The sequence below is a fragment of the Salinivibrio kushneri genome (assembly GCF_005280275.1).
Taxonomy (GTDB): Bacteria; Pseudomonadota; Gammaproteobacteria; order Enterobacterales; family Vibrionaceae; genus Salinivibrio; species Salinivibrio kushneri.
In genome coordinates, this window is the sequence record NZ_CP040022.1 from 543613 (window position 1) to 568778 (window position 25166).

At 48.5% G+C, this 25166-nt stretch carries 30 protein-coding genes and 1 pseudogene; 7 read left to right on the forward strand and 24 right to left on the reverse strand.

What is annotated here, in order from left to right:
• The first annotated feature begins 25 nt into the window (after positions 1 to 25).
• Positions 26 to 757 (forward strand): glutamine amidotransferase-related protein, encoded by a 732-nt coding sequence (locus FCN78_RS15510; RefSeq protein WP_077659744.1) that lies wholly within the window; start codon positions 26 to 28, stop codon positions 755 to 757.
• A 93-nt stretch (positions 758 to 850) separates the two neighbouring features.
• Here the strand turns inward: FCN78_RS15510 and pcp are convergent, their stop codons facing one another.
• The 4 genes from pcp to FCN78_RS15530 all read right to left on the reverse strand — a co-directional run bounded on the left by pcp (position 851) and on the right by FCN78_RS15530 (position 3991).
• Positions 851 to 1495 (reverse strand): pyroglutamyl-peptidase I, encoded by a 645-nt coding sequence (pcp, locus tag FCN78_RS15515; protein WP_077659745.1) that lies wholly within the window; start codon positions 1493 to 1495, stop codon positions 851 to 853.
• 74 nt (positions 1496 to 1569) lie between these two features.
• Entirely contained in the window at positions 1570 to 2709 is a 1140-nt protein-coding gene (gene msrB / locus FCN78_RS15520) for a peptide-methionine (R)-S-oxide reductase MsrB (protein WP_077521778.1), read from the reverse strand.
• Between the two features lie 133 nt (positions 2710 to 2842).
• Positions 2843 to 3553: an LrgB family protein gene (locus FCN78_RS15525; RefSeq protein WP_077521910.1), complete on the reverse strand. Its 711-nt coding sequence runs from the start codon at positions 3551 to 3553 to the stop codon at positions 2843 to 2845.
• A gap of 6 nt (positions 3554 to 3559) precedes the next feature.
• The gene (locus tag FCN78_RS15530) at positions 3560 to 3991 is read right to left on the reverse strand and encodes a CidA/LrgA family protein (RefSeq protein WP_077521780.1); all 432 of its coding nucleotides are present in this window, start codon (positions 3989 to 3991) and stop codon (positions 3560 to 3562) included.
• A 415-nt stretch (positions 3992 to 4406) separates the two neighbouring features.
• Between FCN78_RS15530 and FCN78_RS15535 the strand changes: the two genes are divergently transcribed.
• From FCN78_RS15535 to FCN78_RS15550, 4 genes are all read left to right on the forward strand, one after another.
• Positions 4407 to 4670, forward strand: a complete 264-nt coding sequence (locus FCN78_RS15535) for a helix-turn-helix domain-containing protein (RefSeq protein WP_051503382.1) — start codon at positions 4407 to 4409, stop codon at positions 4668 to 4670.
• Positions 4671 to 4682: 12 nt separating this feature from the next.
• On the forward strand, positions 4683 to 5930 hold the full coding sequence (locus FCN78_RS15540) for a type II toxin-antitoxin system HipA family toxin (protein WP_077521781.1): 1248 nt from the start codon (positions 4683 to 4685) through the stop codon (positions 5928 to 5930).
• Between the two features lie 98 nt (positions 5931 to 6028).
• Positions 6029 to 6928 (forward strand): LysR family transcriptional regulator, encoded by a 900-nt coding sequence (locus FCN78_RS15545; protein ID WP_077459586.1) that lies wholly within the window; start codon positions 6029 to 6031, stop codon positions 6926 to 6928.
• A 375-nt stretch (positions 6929 to 7303) separates the two neighbouring features.
• Positions 7304 to 7990 carry an NYN domain-containing protein gene (locus tag FCN78_RS15550; protein ID WP_077521783.1) on the forward strand — a complete coding sequence of 229 codons (687 nt, stop codon included), beginning with the start codon at positions 7304 to 7306 and terminating at the stop codon, positions 7988 to 7990.
• Positions 7991 to 8202: 212 nt separating this feature from the next.
• Here FCN78_RS15550 and FCN78_RS15560 read toward each other — a convergent pair whose 3' ends face one another.
• The 3 genes from FCN78_RS15560 to FCN78_RS15570 are packed head-to-tail and all read right to left on the reverse strand — an operon-like array spanning position 8203 to position 9472.
• A complete protein-coding gene (locus tag FCN78_RS15560) occupies positions 8203 to 8724 on the reverse strand; it encodes a hypothetical protein (protein WP_131825420.1) in 522 nt (173 codons plus the stop codon).
• Between the two features lie 38 nt (positions 8725 to 8762).
• On the reverse strand, positions 8763 to 9074 hold the full coding sequence (locus tag FCN78_RS15565) for a hypothetical protein (protein ID WP_077659746.1): 312 nt from the start codon (positions 9072 to 9074) through the stop codon (positions 8763 to 8765).
• Positions 9065 to 9472, reverse strand: coding sequence for a DUF2971 domain-containing protein (locus tag FCN78_RS15570; protein WP_077659747.1), 408 nt, complete (start codon positions 9470 to 9472; stop codon positions 9065 to 9067). The genes FCN78_RS15565 and FCN78_RS15570 overlap by 10 nt, the downstream gene beginning before the upstream one ends.
• 91 nt (positions 9473 to 9563) lie before the next feature.
• Between FCN78_RS15570 and FCN78_RS15575 the strand changes: the two are divergent.
• Positions 9564 to 9966 (forward strand): annotated as a pseudogene (locus tag FCN78_RS15575) (IS110 family transposase); the annotation flags it as partial.
• Positions 9967 to 10193: 227 nt separating this feature from the next.
• On the opposite strand, the gene FCN78_RS15580 reads toward FCN78_RS15575, so the two are convergent.
• The 14 genes from FCN78_RS15580 to folM all read right to left on the reverse strand — a co-directional run bounded on the left by FCN78_RS15580 (position 10194) and on the right by folM (position 20258).
• Entirely contained in the window at positions 10194 to 10841 is a 648-nt protein-coding gene (locus FCN78_RS15580; RefSeq protein WP_077521789.1) for a hypothetical protein, read from the reverse strand.
• An 85-nt stretch (positions 10842 to 10926) separates the two neighbouring features.
• On the reverse strand, positions 10927 to 11319 hold the full coding sequence (locus FCN78_RS15585; protein WP_077521791.1) for a hypothetical protein: 393 nt from the start codon (positions 11317 to 11319) through the stop codon (positions 10927 to 10929).
• A gap of 589 nt (positions 11320 to 11908) precedes the next feature.
• Positions 11909 to 12208: a type II toxin-antitoxin system RelE/ParE family toxin gene (locus FCN78_RS15590; protein ID WP_077659184.1), complete on the reverse strand. Its 300-nt coding sequence runs from the start codon at positions 12206 to 12208 to the stop codon at positions 11909 to 11911.
• Positions 12205 to 12447 (reverse strand): type II toxin-antitoxin system ParD family antitoxin, encoded by a 243-nt coding sequence (locus FCN78_RS15595; protein WP_069588744.1) that lies wholly within the window; start codon positions 12445 to 12447, stop codon positions 12205 to 12207. Before FCN78_RS15595 ends, FCN78_RS15590 begins: the two co-directional genes overlap by 4 nt.
• 162 nt (positions 12448 to 12609) lie before the next feature.
• Complete coding sequence (locus FCN78_RS15600) at positions 12610 to 13491, reverse strand: metal ABC transporter permease (protein WP_077659185.1); 882 nt, start codon at positions 13489 to 13491, stop codon at positions 12610 to 12612.
• Complete coding sequence (locus FCN78_RS15605) at positions 13488 to 14333, reverse strand: metal ABC transporter permease (RefSeq protein WP_077659186.1); 846 nt, start codon at positions 14331 to 14333, stop codon at positions 13488 to 13490. Before FCN78_RS15605 ends, FCN78_RS15600 begins: the two co-directional genes overlap by 4 nt.
• Positions 14330 to 15211 (reverse strand): ATP-binding cassette domain-containing protein, encoded by an 882-nt coding sequence (locus tag FCN78_RS15610; protein WP_077459579.1) that lies wholly within the window; start codon positions 15209 to 15211, stop codon positions 14330 to 14332. Before FCN78_RS15610 ends, FCN78_RS15605 begins: the two co-directional genes overlap by 4 nt.
• On the reverse strand, positions 15198 to 16100 hold the full coding sequence (locus tag FCN78_RS15615; protein ID WP_077459578.1) for a metal ABC transporter substrate-binding protein: 903 nt from the start codon (positions 16098 to 16100) through the stop codon (positions 15198 to 15200). The genes FCN78_RS15610 and FCN78_RS15615 overlap by 14 nt, the downstream gene beginning before the upstream one ends.
• A 191-nt stretch (positions 16101 to 16291) precedes the next feature.
• The gene (locus FCN78_RS15620; RefSeq protein ID WP_158014697.1) at positions 16292 to 16999 is read right to left on the reverse strand and encodes an HAD family hydrolase; all 708 of its coding nucleotides are present in this window, start codon (positions 16997 to 16999) and stop codon (positions 16292 to 16294) included.
• Positions 17000 to 17036: 37 nt separating this feature from the next.
• The gene (locus tag FCN78_RS15625; RefSeq protein ID WP_077459576.1) at positions 17037 to 17810 is read right to left on the reverse strand and encodes a transporter substrate-binding domain-containing protein; all 774 of its coding nucleotides are present in this window, start codon (positions 17808 to 17810) and stop codon (positions 17037 to 17039) included.
• A 145-nt stretch (positions 17811 to 17955) separates the two neighbouring features.
• Positions 17956 to 18525 (reverse strand): YceI family protein, encoded by a 570-nt coding sequence (locus FCN78_RS15630; RefSeq protein WP_077659188.1) that lies wholly within the window; start codon positions 18523 to 18525, stop codon positions 17956 to 17958.
• A complete protein-coding gene (locus tag FCN78_RS15635; protein WP_077521805.1) occupies positions 18522 to 19061 on the reverse strand; it encodes a cytochrome b in 540 nt (179 codons plus the stop codon). The genes FCN78_RS15630 and FCN78_RS15635 overlap by 4 nt, the downstream gene beginning before the upstream one ends.
• A 111-nt stretch (positions 19062 to 19172) precedes the next feature.
• Positions 19173 to 19538, reverse strand: coding sequence for a dihydroneopterin triphosphate 2'-epimerase (folX, locus tag FCN78_RS15640; protein ID WP_046075930.1), 366 nt, complete (start codon positions 19536 to 19538; stop codon positions 19173 to 19175).
• Positions 19539 to 19559: 21 nt separating this feature from the next.
• On the reverse strand, positions 19560 to 20258 hold the full coding sequence (gene folM / locus FCN78_RS15645) for a dihydromonapterin reductase (RefSeq protein ID WP_077459573.1): 699 nt from the start codon (positions 20256 to 20258) through the stop codon (positions 19560 to 19562).
• Between the two features lie 193 nt (positions 20259 to 20451).
• Between folM and FCN78_RS15650 the strand changes: the two genes are divergently transcribed.
• Positions 20452 to 21048 carry a DNA-3-methyladenine glycosylase I gene (locus FCN78_RS15650; RefSeq protein WP_077659189.1) on the forward strand — a complete coding sequence of 199 codons (597 nt, stop codon included), beginning with the start codon at positions 20452 to 20454 and terminating at the stop codon, positions 21046 to 21048.
• On the opposite strand, the gene FCN78_RS15655 is transcribed toward FCN78_RS15650, so the two are convergent.
• The 3 genes from FCN78_RS15655 to FCN78_RS15665 all read right to left on the reverse strand — a co-directional run bounded on the left by FCN78_RS15655 (position 21039) and on the right by FCN78_RS15665 (position 24945).
• Entirely contained in the window at positions 21039 to 21521 is a 483-nt protein-coding gene (locus FCN78_RS15655) for a C40 family peptidase (protein WP_235607566.1), read from the reverse strand. The two genes, FCN78_RS15650 and FCN78_RS15655, sit on opposite strands and share 10 nt — an antisense overlap.
• Positions 21518 to 22747 (reverse strand): GGDEF domain-containing protein, encoded by a 1230-nt coding sequence (locus tag FCN78_RS15660; RefSeq protein WP_077659190.1) that lies wholly within the window; start codon positions 22745 to 22747, stop codon positions 21518 to 21520. Before FCN78_RS15660 ends, FCN78_RS15655 begins: the two co-directional genes overlap by 4 nt.
• Positions 22748 to 22962: 215 nt before the next feature.
• A complete protein-coding gene (locus FCN78_RS15665) occupies positions 22963 to 24945 on the reverse strand; it encodes an exoribonuclease II (RefSeq protein WP_077659191.1) in 1983 nt (660 codons plus the stop codon).
• Positions 24946 to 25166 lie beyond the last annotated feature (221 nt).

Here is a 25166-nt window from a genome sequence, read left to right on the forward strand (position 1 = left end):
TAAAACAAATCCCAAGGAGTGAGGAATGCGCGTCCATCTTGTTATTCACGAGGCGTTTGAAGGCCCAGGTGCCATTTTAGATTGGTGTGACGAGCGAGCCTATCATGTGACCACCAGTCATTTGTATCGGGGCGAGCCGTTGCCAGAAAGCGGTGAAGGCATTGATCTACTGGTGGTACTCGGCGGGCCGCAAAGTCCAGATACGCCACAATCTGAATGCCCGCACTTTGATAGCCAGCGCGAGCAAGCGCTGATTAAGCAGTGTATCGAACAAGGCAGTGCGGTATTAGGGATTTGCCTCGGCGCGCAACTGATTGGTGAAGCCTTGGGCGCACCGTATCAGAAAAGTCTTGAGCCCGAGATTGGCTACTTCCCCATCCAGTTAAGCGAAGATGGCCATATCGACGAGCACATTCCACACTTCGCGCCGCAAGAAATTGTGGGCCATTGGCACAATGATATGCCGGGGCTGACACCAAATAGTCGTGTGTTGGCTAGCAGTGAAGGCTGTCCGCGCCAGATCGTGAAGTACGGACCAAGGGTGTATGGCTTTCAATGCCACCTTGAATTGACGCCGCTGGCGGTTGAAGGCTTACTGCAAGCCGCCTATCCAGAGGGCGAGGCCGCTAACAAGCGCTTTATTCAAGACCCTGCCTCCATTCGCGCCTTTGATACGGCTCCGATGAATGCGCACTTGTTTGCCTTTCTCGATAGCGTGCTGACTGACAACGATCTCGTCACTGAGTGGCTGTTTTAAGCAATTAGGTTAGGAGCACGGTAACCGCCACTGTGCTCCACCTACTAAGCGCCATTGTTTGAGCGTCATCGTCTGAGCGCCATCTACCGCGTCTTAGTGCAACATTCCTTCACACACGGCGGTGACATCATCATCCAATAAACTCAACTCGATGGCTATCTTCATCGCTGCCACCACATCAGCCACCGGCATGCTCGGGACGCGGTGTTTGGACGCTTGTGCTGGGCTGTAGGGAATATGAATAAAGCCGGCGCGTACCTCGGAATGATGAGCCAGCGCATGCATCAAGCCATAAAACACCTGGTTACACACAAAGGTGCCCGCGGTGTAAGAAATACTGGCAGGATGATGGGCTTCGTTTAACGCGTTCACTAAACGGTTGAGGGGCAAGGTAGAAAAATAGGCATTGGGCCCAGATGACACCACCGGCGTACCATGCGGCTGCTTACCGGCGTTGTCGGGAATGGGCGCGTCCTGATAATTGATCGCGACCTTCTCTAAGCTTATCTCGGCGCGGCCACCGGCTTGGCCAAGGGCGATCACCATCACCGGACTGAGCGATTCTAGCGCGCTGTGTAACGTCGGTAAGCTGTCTTCAAAGGTGCAGGGAAGACGCACGGCTTTAACGATGCACTCCTCATTAGGCTGCCAGCCTTCTAATGCTTTTGCCACTTGCCAAGACGGGTTATCGCTCTCGCCGCCGAAGGGTTCAAATCCGGTTATCAATATCGTATGCATCCAATGCCTCGCGTAAAAAAGCGGTAGAGCTGTACTCTACCGCAGGTTTCCAAGCCAATCACGCAAAGGTTGGTTTATTCAAACAGATAGAGATAATCTTCATAACCCGCCTCGGCCATTTTATCGACGGGCACAAAGCGCATCGCGGCTGAGTTCATGCAATAGCGCAAGCCGGTGGGGGCGGGGCCATCTTCAAACACATGGCCAAGGTGCGAATCGGCGACTTTGCTGCGGACCTCGGTGCGCGTGTAGAACAGGGAGTTATCCGGCTTGGTAACCACATACTGCTCATTAATGGGCTGGGTGAAGCTCGGCCAGCCAGTACCGGATTTGTATTTATGGGTGGAGGAGAACAGCGGCTCACCCGAAACGATATCCACATAAATTCCCGCTTGCTTGTTGTCCCAATACGGGTTTTGGAACGCAGGCTCAGTGCCGTCTTCTTGTGTGACTTCATATTCCATATCTGACAACATCGCGCGGATTTTCTCATCCGAGGGGCGCGAGTAGCGGGTGTTCGTTGATGTCATCTCTTCCGCTTTTTGCGCATCAATCATCTCACGCAAGGTGACCGGATTGTCTTTGCGATCATCACCAAAAATCTCGTCCAGATACTGGTCACGCCCTGATGCATAGCGGTAGTAGCTATAGCGAATGCTGTGGTTTTTGTAGTAATCCTGATGATAACTTTCTGCTGGCCAGAATTTTTCAAACGGGATCAACTCGGTTTTCAGCGGCTTTTTAAACACGCCTAACGCCTCAATCTCCGCCATAAAATCCGCGGCAATTTGCTTTTGTGTTTCAGAGCGATAAAAGATCGCGGGACGATATTGCGGGCCACGGTCAACGAACGAGCCTTGGTCATCGGTGGGGTCGATATGACGGAAAAACTGATCCAGCACCTGTTCATAATTCACGACGTTAGGATCATAGGTGACATCAATCACCTCAATATGCCCACTGGTGCCGGACGAAACCTCTTTATAGGTGGGGTTTTCAAGCTCACCGCCTGAGTAGCCAGACACCACATCAATCACGCCGTCGAGCTTTTCGAGATCAGATTCTGTACACCAAAAGCAGCCGCCAGCCAGGGTCGCCTTTTGGTAGCCTTGGGCTGAGGTGGCGGTATCTTTCACCGCCGCATAACTCGCTATCGATAGCAAACTGAATACTGTGAACGCGATGACTCGCCAAATTGACTTACGCTGTTTCATTATTGCCTCGTTATTAGAGTTTGTCTGTGTAAGACCTGCTTACTGCGCAGAAACTTTCATCAACTCACTCATTTTTTATTGATAGCAATAGATAGCGTACAAAGTCATACAAGGATCAATAAAGCGGTTAGGATCACCAAAGTAACTGGCCTAACACAGGTGCAAGCAGCACAGTGACCATGCCGGCAATCATCATCACCACGCTCGACACTACTCCTTCGGCATTACCGATTTGATAGGCTTTAGCGGTGCCCGCTCCGTGTGCCGACGCGCCCAAACTTGCGCCGCGTCCTAAGCGCGAGCGAATCGCAATCACGGTCAGAATACTTTCACCAATCGCCATGCCAATCACCCCAGTGAGAACCACAAATAGCGCGGTGAGATCGCTTTGCCCGCCAATCGCTTTGGTGGCTTCCACGGCAAAAGGGGTAGTAATTGAGCGCATCGCCAAACTACGTTGCAGCAGTTCAGACAGCTCAAACACCCGCGCTAGCACCACAGTACTGGTAATCGCGACTAGCACCGATACAGTCACGCCTATCGACAGTGACAACCAATGGCGGCGGATGAGCGCGCGGTTATCATACACAGGGATCGCAAACGCCACGGTCGCTGGGCCCAGCAGCCAAAGCAGCCAGTAAGATTGCGCCATGTAGTCTTGATACGGGATCTTAAACCCAACCACCACCGCGACAATCAGCAAGGGCGCGAGTAACAATGGCATCACCAGAATGGAGGGGTGGCGGCGATACAGCCATTTGCTCATGTAATAGAAGCCAAGGGTCATTAAAAAGCAAGTGACGCTCAATAACGAGGCATGAAGCCAAGTCGGTAAGGCAGACATCATGGCTTAGCACTCCGGTTTTAGATCAGGGTGGTGCGTGTGGTGGTGATTACTGCGGCGGCGCGCCATTTTAACCTCAAAACGATACACTTTATCGACCACCCAAGCGGTTGACGCAATCACCATCGCGGTGCTTAAAATCAGTACAACCATGATCTTACCGCCTTCTTGCAGCAATAAATCTTGGTAGTTGACCACCGCCACCACCGCCGGCACAAAAAACAGCAACATCTCGGCTAACAGCCACGCTGCCCCGCGGCGCAACCAATCGGCACGGACAATTTTCAACATTAATGCGCCTAACAACAGCAACATACCGGTGAGGTTGGCCGGTAGTGGAATAGCAAAGGTTGTGACCAACCAATCAGACAAAAACCAAATGCCTGCTAAAACAAAGACTTGCAGTAAGGTCAGTAAGGAGTTTTTAATCAATTGCATCGAAGGCGTGCCAAGAATCTGTGAGATGTCTCATATTTTACGTCTTGGCAGAGAGTGAATAAAGTGACTTTTTTTTATTTAAACTATGCCAAAATGGCATGATTTGTTGAGCGATAAAGCTGCGTTAGCGACGAACCAGTCCCGTGAGGAATCAGTTTTTCGTCATGCATGCCTAGCACTTAAAGTGAAACTATATTTTCATATATTTTCATAAAAATAATTTATAGTTTCATTTTATGGGAAGTCCGTCATGTTGGCTTCGGCAAAATCGAGTCCTAGCGGATTATCTTTGATTTCATTGTGATATGAAACTATAATTTCATAAATTTAATATTTATCGAGTTTTAGTATCATTATGATGAAGTATGATAAGGAAGCGCCGCCCAAGCGTGGCGCCACTGTGTTCCCGCGGCAGATGAAAATATTGCATCAATTGGGTGAAAACATCTTATTGGCGATGAAACGTCGAGGGATCAGTCAAGATAGAATGCATCAGCGCACAGGGATCTCGAAACCAACGCTACGAAAAATTACAAAAGGCGATCCGACAGTGTCGTTAGGCCATTATGTTAATGTGCTCGCCGTACTCGGTTTATTAGACGATCTGGGTAAAGTCGCGCTCGATGATGAGCTTGGTAGGAAGCTGCAAGATATCGAGTTGTTAAAAACGAGACGATAGGGCATCAAACGAATGGAAATCTTTGTCTACGCTGATTGGATTGAAGCTGAGCCGCCCTTGTTTATTGGGACATTGAGAGCATCGCGAATCCGTGGTAAAGAGCATTTCAGCTTTTGCTATGACAAGACCTGGCTTAAATCTAAGTATGCTTCTCAAATCGACCCTTGCCTTCATTTATATAGTGGCGAGCAGCACGCTGAAGATGACAAAAACTTCAAGGTATTCTTGGATTCTTGCCCTGATCGATGGGGACGCTTGCTGATGCAACGTCGAGAGGCTGTTATAGCCCGCATTGAGGGACGTAGAGCGAACACATTATACGAAACCGACTATCTCCTCGGTGTTCATGACTCTTTTAGAATGGGCGCTTTAAGGTTTTGCACCGAGCATGGTGGCAATTTTCTTGACGACAATGACGATCTGGCGGCTCCAGCTATGACTTCACTCGCGGAGCTAGAATGTGCAGCGCAAGGCATCGAGGACAAACCCGACTTTGATAATCCTGACTACCTCAAGTGGTTAAATATGCTTATCTCGCCAGGCTCATCGTTGGGCGGAGCTAGGCCGAAAGCTTCTGTAAGAGATATCGATGGTACTTTATGGCTGGCAAAGTTTCCAAGTCGGTATGACGATTATGATATTGGCCTGTGGGAATACTTGGTGTACCAAATGGCCTTGGACTCTGGGGTCAATATGGCTGAATGTAAAGTGCAGGCCATTGGTTCAGACCACCATATTTTCCTGACTAAGCGATTTGATCGTACCGATGACGGCAGGAGACTGCAATTTACGTCAGCAATGACACAGCTTGAATATTTCGATGGCAATGATGATGGAGCGAGCTACTTAGAGTTAGCGGAATTTCTTATCCAGAACGGCTCTAATACGCGGGCGGACTTGGCACAGCTTTGGAGGCGTATGCTGTTTAATATCATGGTTGCCAATAGTGACGATCACCTACGTAATCATGGCTTTATTTTTGACACGACAGGTTGGCGACTGTCACCCGCCTACGACATCAATTCAACACAACATGCCCACGGTCTGCACTTAAATATTGACGACAAAGATAACGCTTTAGATATTGACCTAGCGTTTGAGGTGGCAGAGTACTTTCAACTCGATGTGAAAACAGCTGACAAGATTTATCATCAAGTCGCCCAAGCCGTGTCGAAATGGGAGCGCTTGGCAAAAGAAGCAGGTATCAAACGCGGTGAGCGAGACTTAATGAGAGACTGCTTCATGCTGCCAAAGGTGTAACCAAGTGACGCATGGTAATAAGTGCCAGTTCCTCTGCTTTTTTCGCCATCAACTATGCCACAATGGCATGGTTAACGACTAGCTTTTAAGGGCCGTTTATGGATATTCGTGCGTTGCGCTATTTTATTGCCTTGGTGGAACAGCAGAGCTTTACTGCCGCATCGGCGTCGTTGCATGTGACGCAACCGACAATCAGTAAAATGGTGCGTAACCTTGAGCAAGATGTGGGTCAGCCGTTGTTGCACCGAGAGGGAAGGCGGTTTTGGTTAACCGATGCTGGCGAGGTGGTGTATCAGCGTGCGCAGAGCATTATTGCTGAGTTCGAGCAGCTAAATACCGAACTCGACGATCTCAACCAATTAGCGCGCGGCCAGCTTAGATTGGGGATGCCACCGATGATAGGGCCGCTGTATGCCAATGTGCTGCGTGAATACCGCCAACGCTACCCAAACGTGGCGCTTAGTATTGTCGAATACGGTGGGCGGCGCACCGAACAAGCGCTGATCAATGGTGAGATTGATGTGGCAATCACCATGCTCACCGACACCCAGCCTGAGTGCTTGCAAAGCTTACCCTTACAAACTCACCCCATCTATGCTGTGCTGCCTAATCAAGCCGCGTGGCGTGCGCAAAAAAGCCTGACATGGCAGGCTGTTAAAGACGAGCCGTTTTATCTATATAGCGCTGAATTTACCTTAAGCGATCGAATTATTGCCCGTTGTGAAGAGCATGGTTATCAACCCACCATTGCCGCGCGTAGCAGTCAGTGGGATTTTTTAGCCGCCTTGGTGAAAAGTGGTGCAGGGGTTGCGTTTCTACCCGCACCCTTATGCCAGCGCCTTAGTGCCAGCTTGGAAGACAGTGAGTTATTACTAGTGAAGCCGATAAGCCCAGCGATTGAATGGCAACTCGGCTTAGTCTGGCACGGCGAGCGTTATGTCTCACGCACCGCCGAGGCCTGGATGCAGTTGTGCCAGTCGACAGAGGTGCATCGATAGACTCAGTGCTTTGGTCCACAATGCCTTTTAGTACGCAATATGGTGGAGATCTTAAATTCGATGCATAGAGACGGCGTGATGTGGGATGAAAAAACTCGCTAGAATTTAGTGATTGAGGACATAGTTGATTGTTATACAACGCAATTCACACTAAATTGCCAGCTGCACACTTGAATTACATTATCTTATCCCTAACACTGCACACATTAGTTGGGCTGTTCTGTTTATCATTTGTCATTCCTTGCAAGCCAAGCACTAAATGATCTAGTATTCGCTGTAGAACAACATTGTTGAACAGAACATACGGCCTTTGGCGACTCCTCCCACCATACGGGATGTGACGACCCAGAGGCTTTTTCGTTTTATGAGGCTAAGATGTCCCGTCGTACTGTTGCAATTTTTGTTGATGCCGGTTTCTTTAATCGAATTTTTACATCGGCTGTTGATCCTGAAATGAAAATGGTTCCTGAAGATCTCGCAAAGAAAATGTGGCACTACTGGATAAAGCATGTCGACCGCAAAAATGGTGAAGATCTATACCGCATCTACTACTATGATTGCCCACCTCTAACGTTAAAGGCACACCATCCGATTACTAGCAAACAGATTGATTTTTCAAAAAGCGACATCACTAAATATAAAAATGATCTACATGAGGCTCTAACGCATCAACCGTATGTAGCATGTCGTATGGGCCATCTAAGTACCTCTGATAAGGAATGGGGTTTCATTCGTAAAGATAAGATACATAATTTCAATAAGCTTATCCGTGGTGAGGTTGATCCCAAAGATATAGACCCAAATAAAGTTTCTCTACGTCCTCGGCAAAAAGGGGTAGATATGAAGCTAGGTATCGATATTACCAGCGTAGTTTTAAAGAAACTCGCGAACAAGATAATCTTAATTTCAGGTGACAGTGACTTTGTCCCAGCAGCTAAATTAGCCAGAATAGAAGGTGCGCATTTCATCTTAGATGCAATGGGGCGAAAGGTAAAAGGCGATTTAGCGGAACATATAGATGGACTTAAAACCTTTATCTATCAAGTTACACCTCAAAAATAGCACCGGTAGCAGTCAGCCTAAAACCAAGTGTAAAGAAGCAGTTTAAACCAAACTCAATATGGTTCACGGATGCTTAACGAATAGAGGAATCCATGTGGCCCTGTTAAGGGATGGGTAACGCAGTACCAATTCCGCAGTGTACCACCTTAATTAATGAAACCAACGCACAGTATAAATGTCGCGCGTTGCGAACCCCTCTTGAACAGTTAAGCCTAAATTCCCACTAAGCTTTGCATTAATGCCCTCGTTGATTGTCTATAAAAATCACACGCAGATTCGATAATTTTTATTTCTTCTAAGGAAACTTCTAAATCATTAACTGATTTGGGATGTGTAAGTCGATTCCTTATACGGACAGCCTCTTTAAAAATACACCACTCATTACCAATGGTATTTAAGGGATTATCAATACATCTAGCTTTCGATGGAACTGAAAAAGAGAGCTTTACACTATCTAAAATCGAAGATTTAAGCGGCAGCTTCCTTCCATTCTCACCAAATTTATAACCATGAATTTTGTTTGTTTGCAGTTTCGTTAAAGCAAAAATCCCTGCTTGATGACAATCTAACCAAAGTTGATTTAATCGATAGGTATTGCCATCGATGAACGAGAAAACGGCTTTAACATAAGCTCTTCTAGAGTATGGCGTGCACTCTTTACCCCAAATTTCAGCGGCTTCACGGCAGTCAGCGACTAGAACATCGAAAAAGTCAGCATAATATCTAATATTCACGAATTCCCCATTTTAAAAAATTGATGCTTAATACCCAATTATAATAAATTTTCTATATGAATTTTAAAGCTATTTTTCTTCACGCAAGCTTTGTAAATCTCAACGTTACTATTCACAGTTTTAGCTGTTTCTATGAACATATCACGAAGTGACTCTGACTCAATTTTAGAACCAATAATTATTTTTTTCAAAGAGTTCGGGGTGTAAGAAACCAATCCAGATTTTTTAAGTAAAAATCTATATTCGTTTTCATAACTAAAGCAATTTGGCTTGTTAAAAATAAAGGTATTAATAGCCCGTTCAGTATTTCTATCTTGAAAACTAAAACCAGGTGCTTCTTCTATACCCATATGCTGACTAAATAGTTGATCAGTTGCGAGTAACTTTGGATAACCATACTCGACTTTTTGATGCGTCTTACAACCATGGTCTTCAAAACTTTTTTTAAAATTTCATCATCAAAAACCAGACAAATTCCTGACAATTCAGCCCCATAATGAGTCCACATTAAAAGATCAGACTCTAATATGAAATTTTCCGAGTCAGTACCCATACATAAAAGAGAACATTTTTGTAATTCATTGATATCAGGTATGACTCTAGGATCGATTTTTTCTTCGCTCGGCAAGATACCAAACATATTCTCTGTTGGATCGTTGAGATTCTCTAGCTTTGAAAAGAAAAGAGAATGTGTTCTCAAAGCAGTCAGAGAATTCATGTTTGCAGTTTGAAATTTATATAGTGCCATTGGATACTCCTAAGCTTATAACGAATGACATGGATTCCCCCTCTTGAAGATCTGCCACACTTAGGTGAGGCATTTAATAACGGAGGTAACCATGTCTACTCAATTCTTTTGTGGCATTGATCTCGCCAAGCACCACTTTTCTCTTCACGCGGTGGATGACCACGGAAAAGTCATTCTCCATAAATCTGTTTCACGCGCTAAGCTACTAGCTACATTAGCAAATATGCCTACGATGTGCATAGGTATTGAGGCCTGTAGTGGGGCACATTATTGGGCCAGAGAATTCAACAAGCTCGGCCACGATACCCGCATCATGGCCGCAAAGTATGTCGGTCCTTATCGCACAAAAGGAAAAAATGACCTGAACGATGCCGTTGCCATTTGTGACGCTGTTCAGCGTTCAAACAGCCGGTTCATTCCTGCTTAAGTCACCCGAACGCCAGGAGATTCTCGCGATTTATCGTGTACGAGAACATTGGCTCAATGAACGTACGCTTGGATTAACCGAATAATGTCTAAAGGCCCTGTCACATGATTGGCAGGCAGCGGTGAGACCACAGTAAGAGACCTTCTATATGTGTTTGCCGTAATCAATGCCTTAATGGCGGAAATGACAGAACGAAGTAGGCGACTTTGTTGTTCGAGAGCATTGGCTGCCGGCGCAGCCAAAAAATGCTATTGCCTATTGACCGGAGAAGGGCTCATAGGATTTGTGGGTTATTTAAGAATGAGGTTTTGTATTGACCACTAACACAGCCAATACTATTAATGATACTAGTGTAAAGAATAATTTCAAAATTGGCTTTGACTCAATGTAAACCAAGTATGCAGGCTTATAACTGTTACTTTCTGAACATAAAGAAAACCACCACACAAAAACATTTAAAAACAGGCTATAAGCTAAAAATATGCTTGCTAATATAGAGTGTCCCAACATACCCCACATGGAAATTGAGCCGCCACTCAAAGCAACTACAAACATGCCAACGAGTACCCCAAACATAAGTGCACCTACATCTGCTGCCATATTAAAAAGGCGGGTTGATGATGCTCCAGAAGCCTTAGCAATCGATTTGATCTTTAGTATGTCGCAAAGAGACGAAATCAATATTAGAATCGCGCCAAGAACAAACAGAACATTCCAAAACAACGGCGATACGGCTTGCTTTGTTGCGAAATATAGATAGTCATGACCAATTAAGTCGCGCGAATAGTAACTCACACATAGAGCGAAGAAACCGCAAAAGCTTGTTAGCCAATACTTAGATAGGTATTTCTTTAAAATTTCAAGGCTTCCGCACGGTGGAGCCATGGCGTTACCTTCTGAATCTAAACATGGTCCAAAAATATACTTTTTAATTTGATTCACCGAAATTACTCCTTTGAGCCACAACGCTCGTAGCACGGACGAATTTGGAGCACAGCGGAAATTTTTGTCCCAGTGCCTGCGCTTGTTATGTATATGCTTCGATGAGCCTTCTAGCATCGGCCGTTACCGAGTCTAATGAAATATCTTTGTGAGCTCTTATATCAACATCCCATGTATCTTGGCTCATCCAAAACTCACTTTTTGCATGTAGACGAACTGAAAGCTCCTTATCAATGCGTGAAATCAGAAAGGCTGCTTTTGACCATAAGTGAGCAATTTCCATCTCCTTTCCAAAGTTCCTTTCTTTACCTTGCGTACGATCATACAGATAAACATGTGTTTTCTCTGATGCTTTCAGGACTTCTTTTAGAGCTGCTACCGACTCATTGTTCTTGTTTGCTTTTTTAGCCTCCATGTAGGCTATGAAGGATGTGGCAAATGAAGCTATTGCTATCCAATCTGAAACTTCTATCTCCATGGCACTCTCCTGTATGCATAGCATTCTATTAGTACGCATGCGCGATTTCCCAAAACCGTTATACGCACTGTTTTTCATATAACTAACTGAAATAAAGAGATTTTATCGCCTCATGCATATCGCTTTTCCGAGAAAGCGTGCACGCCGCCTATCCCTACTCGGGCGTTCATACTATCCCCAAACGTTAAGCTGTAACCGATTAACTAATCGACGCTTTTAATCATCCATTCTGGGAAAGTGTGCACCTGTCACGGATAAAAACGACCGCTTTGCGTTTATCTAGCCGATAAACAGGTTAACCATCCTGTGTTTTTCCATGCTACCGCCAGTTAGTTGTCGGCACCTAACACGCTATTGAGTGGGTAGATTTGGGATTAGTCTATCAAGGGCTGTTTTGGTTTTCGTGTGCTATTGTCCAAAGTGTTAGATAAGCCATGTTTTGTGAGGTGGGTACAAGAAGTTGGTTAGAGCGCCAAGGAGCGAGTCGGGGAGGTGTGCGCGATTAGAACGAGGGCTCCGTTTCGCGCACTGCTCTGGTTGGGATGCGGTTATGTCCGTCGATAGAGAACATATAAGTGACTACAGTGGACTAAATACCCAACGCTGGATTTACGTCCATACTTTTATGCAGGATTCGAACGACTTTAATGTGATGATTACCCTTGGGTTGATAAAAAACAATATGGCTGCCAAGAGGAAATTTACGATATCCTGATCGGATGTCATCACATGGTTTCCCCATGTCTGGGTTTTCAGCTAATAACCAAAAGGTGTCATCGAACCGTTTTACATATAGATTGCGCTGTCCCTTTCCCCAACGACGTTGGGTAAACAACGCGATATTCCTTAAGTCCGTTTTAGCGGCGATAGTCAGCGTAAATGGCTTCATTGCGTATCTTCGGCATCGATTTCTTGGATAAAGTTATCGATGTCATACTCAGCATCGCCACTTTGTTCGCCCTCTACGAGAAGTTGACGCAGTGTATGCAGTTTTGTCTCTTGGTTTTCGAGTAAACGCAGTGCGGCGCGAACGACTTCACTTGTCGAGCTGTAACGCCCCGTTTCGATTTGGCTAGCGATAAATCCATCGAAGTGTTCACCTAGGGTAATACTTGTATTCTTTGCCATGGTTAGAACTCGTTGATACCAATATATACCTAATTATGGTATTTGGCGTGCGTGAAGGCAAGATGACGGCCATGGGCGATAAAACCTATGCGACGAGCAATGTGCGCGAGCTCTATCTCGCGCACTGCTGAGGTTGGGTGTTGCTGTGTCCGTCAATGCCGATCAGTGCGATTGCGCCGAATGGGTGGTGGTAGAGCGCGTTGCTTTTGTGGTTTGCTGCGTCGGCTGCGGGCGCTGTTGGTTGCGGTGGATTTGATATTGCTGCCATGCAAAGGTCACCACAAAACAGCCGGTGAGTAGCAATACAATAGTTGGGCCTGGCGCGCTGTCGAGATAAAAAGACAGGGTGACGCCACCCACGGCGGTGACTAAAGCGATCGCACAGGCAATCCATAACATGCGGCTAAATTGTTTGCTGAGCATAAAGGCGGTGACGCCCGGTGCAATTAACATCGCCACCACTAAGATGATCCCCACGGCATGTAAGCCCGCCACAATGGTAGCTATCATCACCGAGAGCAGGAGCCAATGAAGTTTCTGCACGGGGAGCCCAAGCACGCTGGCTTGTGCGGGATCGAACGAGAGCAGCATTAAATCTCGCCCTTTAAGCAACACCAGCGCAAGCACGACTAAGCCGGTAATGGCGGCGGTGAGCAACTGTTGGTGGTTAATCCCCAACAGGTTGCCAAATAGAATATGATCAAGGTGCAAATCAGACGGGAATTGGCCTTGCAAAATCAGCCCCAGCGCGAAAAAGCCAGAAAACACAATCCCCAGTAAGGTGTCTTCTTTCACACGACTATTTTGTTTGAGCCAATGCACACTGGTAGCGCATGCAGAACCGGCGGCAAAGGCACCGACAATCAGCGGCAGGCCAAATAAGTTTGCCAGTACCAATCCCGGTAGCACCGCGTGTGCCACGGCATCGCCAATTAATGACCAGCCTTTTAACACCAAATAGCAAGAAAGCAGCGCGCAGGGTAGTGCCACTAAGACAGCCATCAGCAGTGCATCTTGCATAAAAGTCAGTTGATACGGATTCATTGCAGTGCCTCCTGACGTTTGGCGCGCCGCGCGAGTAAACCGTGTTTGGGGCCAAATACAAAGGCGGCTAAGAAGAGTCCCACTTGGGCCAGCACAATCAGTGCGCCGGCGTTAAGGTTGGCGAAATAGCTGATATACACCCCAAACAGTGAGGTGAGTGTGCCGATGACACCGCTTAGCACCAACACGGGCCCGAAGCGATCACTCAGTAAATAGGCGGTGGCGCCGGGGGCGATCACCAAGCAAATCACCAAAAAGGCACCGACACTTTTAAGTGCCGCCATGGTGCAAGCGCTGAGCAGCGCAAAAAACAGCACCTTGAGCCCCACCACAGGTAAACCAATGCAGCGGGCGTGACTTTCATCAAAAAAGGTCAGCATAAAATCACGCCATTTCACCGCCAGTACGGTGAAGCTGACCAAGGCAATGATCAGCATTTGCGCTGCATCGAGTGGGGCAATGGCGAGCAAGTTGCCCAGCATAATTTGTTGAATATCGACCGCGACGGGCGAAATCGAGACTAAAAAGAGCCCGAAGGCGAAAAAGCTCGAGAAAATTAAACCGATGATCGCATCTTGTTTGATGTGGCTGCGTTGATGCAAAAACAGCATCACGCTCGCGGCCATGCCGCCGGCAGCAAAGGCACCGAGCGAAAAGGGCAAGCCCAGCATATAAGCGCCGGCAACGCCCGGTACAATCGCATGGGAGAGGGCATCGCCCATCAGCGACCAGCCTTTGAGCATCAAAAAGGCTGAGAGCAAGCCGCACACGCCGCCAATCAAGGTGGTGACCAGCAATGCCTTTTGCATGTATTGATAGGCGAGGGGGTCGAGTAAGCTCATTCGCGCCGCTCCTGCGCGCTTTGTTCGCGCTTGCCATATACCACCAAAGGTCGTTCATCGTCGGAAATGACCGACAGTTCGCGCGGATCGGCATCTTGATGGAGCTGATCGCTGGGCATCACATACTGGCGCAGTTTGCCGCCAAAAATGGCACTCAGGTTCTCGGTGGTAAACACATGCTCGGTGTGTCCGCCTGCCACCACTGCGCGATTGACCAACACGGTACGATCGCAAAAGTCGGGCACAGTGCCAAGGTTATGAGTGGCAATTAAAATGGTTTTGCCTTCGTCTTTGAGCTCGAGCAGCAAACGCATAATGGACTCTTCACTGGTAACATCTACGCCAGTAAAAGGCTCATCCAGTAAAATCAGCGGGCTGTGCTGAGCCAGAGCACGGGCGAGAAAAACGCGCTTTTTCTGTCCGCCGGACAGTTCACCAATTTGGCGCTGGCGAAAGGCTGTCATATCAACGCGGGCTAAGGCTTCATCCACCGCTTGATGATCCGCTGCTTTGGGGCGACGCATAAATGACATCTTACCGTAGCGGCCCATCATCACCACGTCTTCCACTAACACCGGAAACGACCAATCGATTTCTTCCGATTGAGGCACATAAGCGACTAAGCCTGCTTTTTGCGCTTGCTTAATGGGGGTCCCGTTCACCGCAATGCTGCCACTGCCGGGATTCACAAACCCCATAATCGCTTTAAATAAGGTGGATTTGCCGCTGCCATTGGCACCCACCAAGGCAGTGATGGTTTGCGCGGGCAGCGAGAAGCTGGCGTGTTCAAGGGCACACAAGCCGTTTCGATAGACGACACGTACCTCGTTGACATCTAACACACTGGGCGTGCCGTCGGTTAAATCATAGTGCGTCATGGCGCAACCCCGCTAACACGGTTTCTGTAGTCACTGTCAGTAAGGATAGATAGTCAGGCACGGGTCCGTCAGCTTGACTGAGCGAATCGACATATAAAATGCCGCCATAGTGTGCGTCGGTTTCCGCGGCGACTTGTTTGGCGGGCGCATCAGACACGGTGCTTTCAGAAAAGACAGCACGCACTTGGTGTTCTCGCACGGTATCAATCAGTGCGCGAACTTGTTGTGGTGTACCCTGGCGCTCGGCGTTAATCGGCCATAAATAGGCTTCGTTGAGGTTTAAATCACGTGCCAGATAAGAAAAAGCGCCTTCGCTGCTTACTAGCCAACGCTGTGATTCGGGAACTGCGGATAGCGCGTCTTGAGCACGCGCGAACACGGCCTGAATTTGTGCCTTGTAGGCTTTGGCATTGGCTTGGTAGTGCGTTTGATTGGCGGGATCGTACTTGATCAGGGCGCGCTCGATGTTATCAACGTATCGCATCGCATCCGATGGCGACATCCACGCGTGGGGGTTGGGTTTGCCACGATACGGGCCCGAGGCAATCACAATTGGCTCCACTCCCTCAGATAAGATCACATTCGGTACCTCATCAATGTGCTGGAAAAAACGTTCGAACCAACGCTCTAGGCCTAACCCGTTCCACATCACCACATCCGCACCTTGTGCACGCAGAATATCCCCTGGGGTGGGTTGGTAATTGTGGATCTCAGCGCCGGGTTTAGTGAGCGATACCACCTCGGCATGCTCGCCCGCCACGTTGGCGGCCATATCAGCGAGAATGGTAAAGCTGGTCACCACTTTTAACTTGTCCGCGTGTTTTGATTGGTCGGCGTGCGCCATCGGAGAGAGCAAGAGCGCGACGATAATGATGATGTTCTTCTTCATAAGCCTTTATCTCTTTTACTATGCGTGTGACTACGGCGTGAGGTCGCCAGCCGATCATACATTAAAGATAACGGTTATGATAATCATTCTCAAGTGAGTGTTAATAAAAAAGGCGCCGATAGCGCCCATTCATTGCGGCAATCGATCATTGCCACCGCCCATATAGGGTTGCTGACAGTGAGAATGCACACTCAATCACGAATGGTGTCGTGCCTGGCCCACTCCATTATAGTCCAATCTTTTTCTTGCGCATGCAGGCTTAAGTGTGGATCGGGGTTGACGGCAAATGCGTTATCAACTTGCTCGAGAAGCGGCACATCCCAGTGCGAATCACTGTAGCCGTAGGTGTGGCCAACGGTGTCATGGCGGTCAGATAGCCATGCCTGCATGTAGTCATGCTTGCCACGAAAATCGCGCACACAATGAGAAATGGAGCCGGTGTACACCCCATTTATGGTTTCCAGCTCAATCGCAATCACGGTGTCGAGCTTGAGTAGTTCGCCAATCGGTCTTGCCAGGTGTGCGGCGGTATTAGACACCAGCACACAGTGGTCACCACGGTTACGGTGCCATTCAATCCGCTCTAATGCTTGGGGGACCACTACTGGCGCGACCTGTCTATCGATAAAATCAGTGACCCAGCGCTCGACTGTTTGGGTCGATTGCCCCTTCACTGGCGTGAGCTGAACGTGCATGTATTGCTCAAGATTAATCCGCGCTTTTTTGAAATCGAGATAAGCTTGCCGTTCTTGTTCAACCACATTGTGTGGGGCGAGATCGCGCTGGCGAAGATACTCAAGCCACGCTTGCTTGGTGTCAGTGGCGATAAGGGTTTCGTCGAGATCGAAAAATGCGATGTTGATAGGTGCCGTCATAGCTACTTGCTGATTGTTTTTCATGCCGTCCATCCTAGCCAACAACTATGACGATTGGGTTTCACTCTGCAGTGGTATCGTCTGGTAAGATCAGCCCGTATTTCTTTTTCAAATCGTCAAATGTGCCATTTTGTTTGATTATTTCTAATCCGCGATTAAACGCTTGGATGTATTTGCTGGCGTTGGGGTTGGCTTTGGCGGCAGTGACATGGATGTGCTTTTTGATCATCGGCGTGGGTGAAAAGTGAAAATCATCAGCGTCGAGGTTTAACGGTTTGAGCTCTTGTAGCATCACAAAGCGATTGCCAATCGCAATATCAATACGATCGGCGGCGAGCATTTGTAAGCTCGACATCAGCGATGTTGTTTCCACTCGCTGAAAATATTCTGCGTCTAAAAACCATTGATCATAGCCGTAGTCACGTACACTGGCGATCCGTTTTCCCGTGAGGCTTTTAGGGCCGCTATAATCAAAAATTGTATCTTTTCGCATCATAATATCGATATTGGTTGCGAAATAGGGATCACTGTAAACGAGATATTCACTGCGTGCGTCGGTGTACCAGGTGGTGGTAATTAAGTCGATGCGTGCGTTTCTGACTTCGTGTAAGCCGCGCGCCCAAGGGAAGAGTAGAAATTCGATATCGTAGCCTTGCGTATGGAGTGCCGCGGTGACAACTTCAACAGAAAAGCCGGGTCTTGCATTATCGCGGGTGACGTAAGGTGGCCAGGCGTCGTTCACTGCGGTAATGATTTTCATCTTGCCATACGCAGAGAGAGTGAAGATACAGAGAGCAAAAACGAGGAAAAAACGCTTAAAAAAGGGGGGCCTCATAGACAGTCATCCTTATCGAACAATGGATATCATCGCCTGACCAAGGCGTCGCTTTTCATGAGTATAGTGAATGTTTTAGTGGTTGATAAAAAACACCCCAGCAGATGCCGGGGCGTTTGTATTCGGATGGTGAGAGACTCGCCGCCTATTGACGGACACCTTCGACGTGAAGCTCCATATCAACATAGGTGGCAGGGCCCATGGTAGGAATCCCGAAGTCTTCTAGCTCCAGGCGGGTGTTACCCATAAAGCCTGCGCGGTAGTTGCCCCAAGGATCCTCACCGTGACCAACCAGCTCTGCGTCGATTTCAATCGGCTTGGTTTGACCATGCAAGGTGAGATCGCCTGCAATGGTCATTGAGCCGTCGCCGTTGTCGGTGACCTTGGTGCTTTCAAAGGATGCTTGGCCATACTCGCCCACATCCAAGAAGTCACCGCTGCGAATGTGCTTATCACGTTCGGCGTGGTTAGAATCGACACTGGTGGTATCAATCGTCACCGACACGCTCGATGCGCCAATATTGTCTGGGTCGAATTCAAACTGGCCGTTAAACTGATTAAAGCGACCTTTGATAAAGCTGTAACCCAGGTGTGGCACTTTGAAGTTGACCGAGGCGTGTGCGCCCTTGGTGTCAATCATATAAGTGTCTGCCAGTGCAGGCCCAGATAAGAGTGTCGCGGCGCTCATTCCCATGGCTAACATGAGTTTTTTCATTTCGAGTTTCCTCCGATCATCTTCCGTAACGTGTTGTCTTTATCAATAAAGTGGTGTTTAAGTGCCATGAGTGCATGGCCAGCGGCCAACACAATCAAGGTAATGGCAACGTAGTAATGTACATCCCCAGCAATGTCTGACTGATTGGGGAAAAGCTCACCGGCGCTTGGCACGGTAAACCAGGTGAATACATCGATGCCTCGTCCATCTGATGTTGAGATCAGATAGCCGGAGACAAATAAAATAGCGAGCAACAAATAAATAGTATGATGCCCAGCCGTTGCCGCTTTACGCTCCCACGCTTTGCCCTCGACCGCCGGCATGGTGTGAGTGGCTTTCCACACCAATCTAACCAGCGTGGTGAGCGCAAGTAACAACCCGATTGATTTATGCCAATGCGGCGCCGTCTGGTACCAACTACTGTAATAACTGAGATCGACCATCCAGAGACCAACAGCGAAAAGGCCGATAATTACAATCGTTGATAGCCAGTGTAGCGTACGCATCACCAGATCGTAGCCCGTTTTCGTTGTCATCGTTGCTGCTCCTATTCACTATGCCAACACAGTATATAGGGTGAATGATAATTCAGAACCGTTTTCCCTTGAACAAGATGTTCGAATAATTCTAACGAACTCTTTGCTGGGTTACGACTCGTCGGCGGTCCAGCTTAAACTGAGTGAAACAGAATCGGCGAACCGGAGTGCGTGGGGTTTATCAATGGTGACTTGCGCATAACGCACCCAATGGTGATCACGCGCAATGTCTAGTACACCGGCGACAAGCTTCTCCAGCAATAAAAAACGACCATTTTCGACATAATCGATGATCGCTTTGGTGATCACTTTATAGTTAAGCGCATCATCCACGTTGTCTTCTTCACAGGCTTTGTGGCCGGGATAGTGGATCTCAACATTGATGACTACATCTTGTTTCTTCTCTTGCTCGTCAGGATTAAAACCAATGTAAGTACGCAGGCGCAGGTTGGTTACTTTAATAACAGCGTCGTTCATAATCTTTCCCTGGTCACAAAATTAAATGAGATGGCGTCCGCCATCCAACTTGATAGACTGGCCAGTCATATGCTGACTGGCGAGAATAAATTCGCAGGCGTTCACGACTTCCTGTTCACCCGGTACGGTACCCAAAATCGATTTACGGCGAGCTTTGTCACGATAGGCGTCATCATCTCCCTCGTTAAACATGATTAGCGCAGGTGAAATGCTGTTTACCTTGATATGTGGCGCTAGCTTTTGGGCGAACGAGAGTGTGAGATTTTCTAACGCGGCTTTGCTAGTCGCGTAGGCAGTATGTTTTGCGCTGCCCTTTTGTGCGACATAGTCGGTAAGGTGAATAATATCGCCCTGCTGCATCCAGCGCGACGCAGCCATATTTATGAGATAAGGTGTTTTGGCATGAATTTGCATCATGTTATCGAATAACGTGGCAATATCTTGGCTTTGCGTTTCGCTATCCCACGACGATGCGTTGTGTATCACGGTATCAAAGGTCGGATGCATCGCATCGAGCGACGTGATAAATGCGTAAACGCCCTCATCAGAGGAAAAGTCCGCTTGGAGGCAGTGTGCGCCGCGCGCCCGTAAGTCAGCTACTTGAGGCCGCTCGGTGCGATAAGATAGAGTTACTTGGTGGCCTTGATGAAGAAAGTGGCAGGCCAGTGCATAGCCGATACGCTGCCCGGCGCCGGTGATCAAGAAATGCTTTTTTGTCACGGGGTTTCCTTTCTGTTTATGAGTGTCATCAACAACACGGAGCAACTGGTTTATTACGTTTCAAAAACTTATCGCGATCAAAGATAGCGTGATCTTCCGAGAAACGATAGCCTTTACATGGTTAAGTCGCTGATTTCGTGCCACAAGCAACAAAACGTTGGCGTAAATTTGTATAACAAGGATGAGGTCAAAGATGGACATTTGCCAATGGGCACAACAAAGCGAGGCTGAGCGTGCGTACCACGATAGCGAGTGGGGCGTGCCAACGTTTGATGATCAAGCGATCTTTGAGTTTATTTGTTTAGAGGGCGCACAAGCAGGACTGAGTTGGCGTCTCATCCTACAAAAGCGTGCGGCTTATCGTGCCGCGTTCTCCGATTTCGACTTCTATCAACTCGCCAACGTGGCCGAGCCGAATATCGCGGCGATCATGGCCAACCACGAGATTGTCCGCAATCGCTTGAAAGTGGCCTCTGTGTTTACCAATGCTAAGGCGGCGGTGACGCTGGTGGAAGAGTATGGATCCCTAGCGAAGGCACTTTGGCAGTTTACCGGCGGTGTACCGATTGTTAATCAGCACCAATCGGATGCCGATGTGGCGACCGCGACCGACGAGTCCCACGCCATGAGCCGCTTTTTGAAAAAGCGCGGGTTTAAATTTGTAGGCGAGACGATTTGCTATTCGCTGATGCAAGCGCTTGGTATGGTCAATGATCATGTCGTCACGTGCCCGCGCTATCAACCCTGTTGCGAACTGGCGGATTCGGTAAAAGCACTATCTCAGAAATAACGGCGGAATTGCCAGAAGCGCGCTTGCCAATAGGGATTATCCAATCGTGACACTGTCACGCCTTTTGAGGCGGACGCATGCATAAACCGCTGTCCACCCAGAAATATGCCGACATGGCGAAGGCCAGGGCGAATATGAAAAAACACCAGATCGCCTTGGCGTGCAGATTGATAGTCAATGGCATAGCCGGTTTTTGCTTGGCCGTGGGTGGTGCGCGGTAGTGGCGTGGCGAGCGCGTCTTGATAAACGCGTTGCGTATACGCTGAGCAATCGATGCCTTGGCGTGAGGTGCCTCCCCACCGATAAGGTGTGCCTTGCCACTGACGATAAAGCTGATTGAGTACCTGGTCTAGCGCCTGATCGCGAATCGTTTTGTCCGAACTAGGCATGTCACCTGTCGTTGCCGCGTCACGCTGCGTCGCACAGCCTGCCAGAAAAACGGTAAAAACAAATATCACTAACCAATGTTTCATACACTGCCCTTAATGCAGTTACGCCCGGCCTCTTTGGCTTTGTACAAGGCTTTATCTGCCAACTGTAATACCTCGTCGGGGGTGTCGGCTTGCGAGGCATCAGCATAGCCAATGCTGACCGTTATATTGACCGGTTTGTTTTGGCTTGCATATCCGCGCTTTTGCCGGCCTTGTTTGTCATCATGGGGACGAGACGCATCACGTAGAACCAAGGGGTAATTGGCGATATCCTCACGCAGGGCGTCAAGAAACGGTAGGCAGTGTTCGGTGGTTTTTCCTTTAAACAACAACGTAAATTCTTCACCGCCGTAACGAAAGGCACTGGCGCCTCCTTCACAATGTGCCATATGTTTGGCGACGAGCTTAAGGACATCATCGCCTGTTTCGTGACCGTATTTATCATTAAATTTTTTAAAGTGGTCAACGTCGAGCATCGCGAGGGTATATTGGCGGCCCAGATGTTTGAGCTCGTCTTCAAGTGCGCGACGCCCCGCAATTTCGGTAAGCCCATCAATAAAGGCCAGTTGGTGGCTGAGCGATACCTGGTTGGCAATCAATAACACGCCCGCCAACGAAAATATCAGCGAAGAAATGAAAGGCACGTTAAAAAATACGAGGGTTGTGACACCGCATAACACGCTGACAAAAGCAGCATGATCCTCAATGCTATTTTTGCGCAACAGTCGAATGATACTGACACAGACCAAAATAGAAAGCAGCACGATCAGCAGCAGTGGCATGGGGCTCACTGACGTTACTCTGACTAATACCGGGTGTTGATGGAGAGAGATAGACAGCTCACCGAATTGCTGCACGAGAAGCGCACACCAGCCGATTTCCATACCAATGGCGAGGAAAAAGAACAGGCCAAATCGAGAGGTGAGTTTTTGATCGCGCACGATGATCATATACAGCAAGTTAATCGGTAGCGCGACCGTGAGCAGCAAGTACTCCATATAGGTCGTGCCATGATTGAGTGGCGATTGTAGTCGCGTGAGGATCACTGTGTATCCCACTAATAAGATCACCACCATCATACCGACGCGGGCGCTTTTGAATAAGTGGCTTAAAAGGAGCGCGGTGAATAACAGAAAATACGGCGCTGCGTAAATTAAGTTGTAATAGGGAGCTAGCGAGGCAATCAAGGGTTGATAGCTCGCGGCAAGCAGCAGCAGTAAAACAATGGGCGTCCCCATACGGACCACGGATGAACGCAAAAATCCCATGAAACCTCTTATTGGGTTGAGGTAACACCATTAACGTACCACGGATAGCTGCTTAGGGGGTGGCCTGACGCTGAGAATGTGATAACTGCAATGGTCTAGCGAGTCAGTTTATTTTAATGATTAGACTATCATTTTAGAGGCAAAAAGAAAGCCAAGCGATGCTTGGCTTTCTGCGGACATTTTGCACGACGGGCGTGGTTAGAGCGAGAACAGATTTATTCGCTCTGTGACGCCTCAGGCAGGGTAAATACTTGGGTTGGCTTAGCCACAATCGAGCGCGTTGTCTCTTTAATATCGGCGATAATGACTTCTAGGCTATCACCGAGCTTGAACTCAATATTCCCGTCGATAGTCACTGTGCCCGTCTCTTTATCACAAGCAATCCGCGTTTTGTTATCCATAATCAACGACGATGGAATAAAGGCAGGCGCGCCATTTTCCAGCAAGCGTACACGCATTCCGGCTCGGTTGATGTCAAAAATCTCCGCGGTGTAGCGGGTTTGCGCTTCAACTTCTGGCTTGAGCAAGCGGGTATAGAGCCAATCAGCGACATCGCGCTCGGCCATCCGGTGATGCTTACGATGGCCAGCAAGCTCTTCACCCACGGTATCGGCCGGGGCATTGGCCTCTGTTTCACCGCGAACAATCGCTTTAAGCAAGCGGTGGTTGATCATATCGCCGTATTTACGGATAGGTGATGTCCACGTGGCGTAGACATCTAGGCCCATCGCGTAGTGTGGTGCTGGCTCATGACCAATTTCGCTGTAGGCTTGGAAACGGCGCAAGCGATTATCGAGATAGGTGGTATCTAGGCTGTTTAACCAGCGACGGAGTGCGCTGAAGCCTTCGACGGTGGCTAGGCTTTCGCTGTCCGCCTCGCCGTCGTGCGCTTTCACCAGCTCGACCACATCGTCGAGCTTTTCACTGTTAAAGCCGGCGTGTGTGTTAAAGATACCAAACCCGAATGCGTCACGAAGCTTGCGGCCTGCGCAGATGTTGGCGCTGATCATCGACTCTTCCACGATCCGATTGGCAATGCGGCGCTGATCGGTGTGGATGGCAATCACATCGTTGTCTTCGCTGAGCTCAAAGCGATAATCAGGACGGTCGGGGAAGGTCACCGCATGCGTCTCACGCCACTCAATGCGAGCAAGTGCAAACTGGTGAAGCTGATGAATTTGGTCGGCGATGGCCGGTGTTTCTGGTTGCCATGCAGCCTGTTCGCCTTGTTCGATGTAGTCAGATACCTTGTCGTAGGCCAGCTGGCCATGTGACTGAATCCAAGCCGAGAAGAACTCTGCGTCATCAGCAATAGTGCCATCGGCAGCGATATTGAAGGTACAGCAAAGCGCCGGGCGCTTTTCGTTAGCTCGCAGTGAACATAAGTCATCACTCAGATCACGCGGCAGCATTGGTATATTGCGCCCAGGCAAATAAATGGTGAACCCGCGGTCACGCGCGACTTTATCGAGCGCCTCATCGGCATCAATGTATGCCGTTGGATCGGCAATGGCCACTGTCATGGTAAAGCCACCTTGTGCGTTGGCTTTGACGTACAGGGCGTCATCCATGTCTTTGGTGGATTCACTGTCGATGGTCACAAACGGTAAATCAGTCAGGTCGCGACGTTCGAGTCCTTGCTCCAGCAGTGGCCACTCATCTTTTGGGGCCGGCTCTTGGTTGGGCAAGTTATGTTTTGCCAGCGTGACCCACCAAGGCGCAATTTTATCGTCCGCATCGGTGATTTTTTCACTGGCCTGGCACATAAAGTTGTCGTCGCCTTTCAGTGGGTGGCGGATGAGGGACGCGACGACCCAGTCACCTTCTTTCAAGTTGTCTTGCGACAAGCCACGCTGCGTTTTTGCGCGCAGGGCGTCTTTCATTTGCGGGTGATCGGGGACCACGTTGAGACGATTACGGATCCACTGCACACGGCCAATAAAGCGATCTAAGCTGGCTTCTACCAGCGTATCCGGCTCAGCCACTTCGCGGTCTTTCTCGGTGCGAACAAAGGCTTCAACACGGTCACCGTGGAGCACTTTCTTCATATAAGGAGGCGGAATGAAAAGGCTGGTCTTGTCATCAACTTCGAGGAAGCCGAAGCCTTTTTCGGTGGCTTTTACCTGGCCTTCTTTTTTCGGCAAGGTTTCTTGGATTTGTTGCTTTAGCTGTGCTAGCAGGGGATTGTCTTGAAACATAACTCGGGTCTCGATAAACGGATCGCCACACTATACGGATTCACTGTTTCAAAACCAACCCGTGACACTAAAATCCTGTGACTCGATTTAAACGTATGGAAAGTGCGGAGAATTACCGCGACCTTTGTTGCCTCTATGTACAAATTGCTATAAACCTGCTCACATGCCGCAAATTTTGTGAACTTGTTCAACTTTTTCTGGCTTTTTTAGTGTAAATAGCG

Bases quoted from the DNA above. Each gene is read 5' to 3' on its own strand.
- FCN78_RS15510 (WP_077659744.1), top strand. From the start codon at position 26: ATGCGCGTCCATCTTGTTATTCACGAGGCGTTTGAAGGCCCAGGTGCC.
- pcp (WP_077659745.1), bottom strand. From the start codon at position 1,495: ATGCATACGATATTGATAACCGGATTTGAACCCTTCGGCGGCGAGAGC.
- msrB (WP_077521778.1), bottom strand. From the start codon at position 2,709: ATGAAACAGCGTAAGTCAATTTGGCGAGTCATCGCGTTCACAGTATTC.
- FCN78_RS15525 (WP_077521910.1), bottom strand. From the start codon at position 3,553: ATGTCTGCCTTACCGACTTGGCTTCATGCCTCGTTATTGAGCGTCACT.
- FCN78_RS15530 (WP_077521780.1), bottom strand. From the start codon at position 3,991: ATGCAATTGATTAAAAACTCCTTACTGACCTTACTGCAAGTCTTTGTT.
- FCN78_RS15535 (WP_051503382.1), top strand. From the start codon at position 4,407: ATGAAAATATTGCATCAATTGGGTGAAAACATCTTATTGGCGATGAAA.
- FCN78_RS15540 (WP_077521781.1), top strand. From the start codon at position 4,683: ATGGAAATCTTTGTCTACGCTGATTGGATTGAAGCTGAGCCGCCCTTG.
- FCN78_RS15545 (WP_077459586.1), top strand. From the start codon at position 6,029: ATGGATATTCGTGCGTTGCGCTATTTTATTGCCTTGGTGGAACAGCAG.
- FCN78_RS15550 (WP_077521783.1), top strand. From the start codon at position 7,304: ATGTCCCGTCGTACTGTTGCAATTTTTGTTGATGCCGGTTTCTTTAAT.
- FCN78_RS15565 (WP_077659746.1), bottom strand. From the start codon at position 9,074: ATGGGTATAGAAGAAGCACCTGGTTTTAGTTTTCAAGATAGAAATACT.
- FCN78_RS15570 (WP_077659747.1), bottom strand. From the start codon at position 9,472: ATGGCACTATATAAATTTCAAACTGCAAACATGAATTCTCTGACTGCT.
- FCN78_RS15585 (WP_077521791.1), bottom strand. From the start codon at position 11,319: ATGGAGATAGAAGTTTCAGATTGGATAGCAATAGCTTCATTTGCCACA.
- FCN78_RS15590 (WP_077659184.1), bottom strand. From the start codon at position 12,208: ATGAAGCCATTTACGCTGACTATCGCCGCTAAAACGGACTTAAGGAAT.
- FCN78_RS15595 (WP_069588744.1), bottom strand. From the start codon at position 12,447: ATGGCAAAGAATACAAGTATTACCCTAGGTGAACACTTCGATGGATTT.
- FCN78_RS15600 (WP_077659185.1), bottom strand. From the start codon at position 13,491: ATGAATCCGTATCAACTGACTTTTATGCAAGATGCACTGCTGATGGCT.
- FCN78_RS15605 (WP_077659186.1), bottom strand. From the start codon at position 14,333: ATGAGCTTACTCGACCCCCTCGCCTATCAATACATGCAAAAGGCATTG.
- FCN78_RS15610 (WP_077459579.1), bottom strand. From the start codon at position 15,211: ATGACGCACTATGATTTAACCGACGGCACGCCCAGTGTGTTAGATGTC.
- FCN78_RS15615 (WP_077459578.1), bottom strand. From the start codon at position 16,100: ATGAAGAAGAACATCATCATTATCGTCGCGCTCTTGCTCTCTCCGATG.
- FCN78_RS15620 (WP_158014697.1), bottom strand. From the start codon at position 16,999: ATGAAAAACAATCAGCAAGTAGCTATGACGGCACCTATCAACATCGCA.
- FCN78_RS15625 (WP_077459576.1), bottom strand. From the start codon at position 17,810: ATGAGGCCCCCCTTTTTTAAGCGTTTTTTCCTCGTTTTTGCTCTCTGT.
- FCN78_RS15630 (WP_077659188.1), bottom strand. From the start codon at position 18,525: ATGAAAAAACTCATGTTAGCCATGGGAATGAGCGCCGCGACACTCTTA.
- FCN78_RS15635 (WP_077521805.1), bottom strand. From the start codon at position 19,061: ATGACAACGAAAACGGGCTACGATCTGGTGATGCGTACGCTACACTGG.
- folX (WP_046075930.1), bottom strand. From the start codon at position 19,538: ATGAACGACGCTGTTATTAAAGTAACCAACCTGCGCCTGCGTACTTAC.
- FCN78_RS15650 (WP_077659189.1), top strand. From the start codon at position 20,452: ATGGACATTTGCCAATGGGCACAACAAAGCGAGGCTGAGCGTGCGTAC.
- FCN78_RS15655 (WP_235607566.1), bottom strand. From the start codon at position 21,521: ATGAAACATTGGTTAGTGATATTTGTTTTTACCGTTTTTCTGGCAGGC.
- FCN78_RS15660 (WP_077659190.1), bottom strand. From the start codon at position 22,747: ATGGGATTTTTGCGTTCATCCGTGGTCCGTATGGGGACGCCCATTGTT.
- FCN78_RS15665 (WP_077659191.1), bottom strand. From the start codon at position 24,945: ATGTTTCAAGACAATCCCCTGCTAGCACAGCTAAAGCAACAAATCCAA.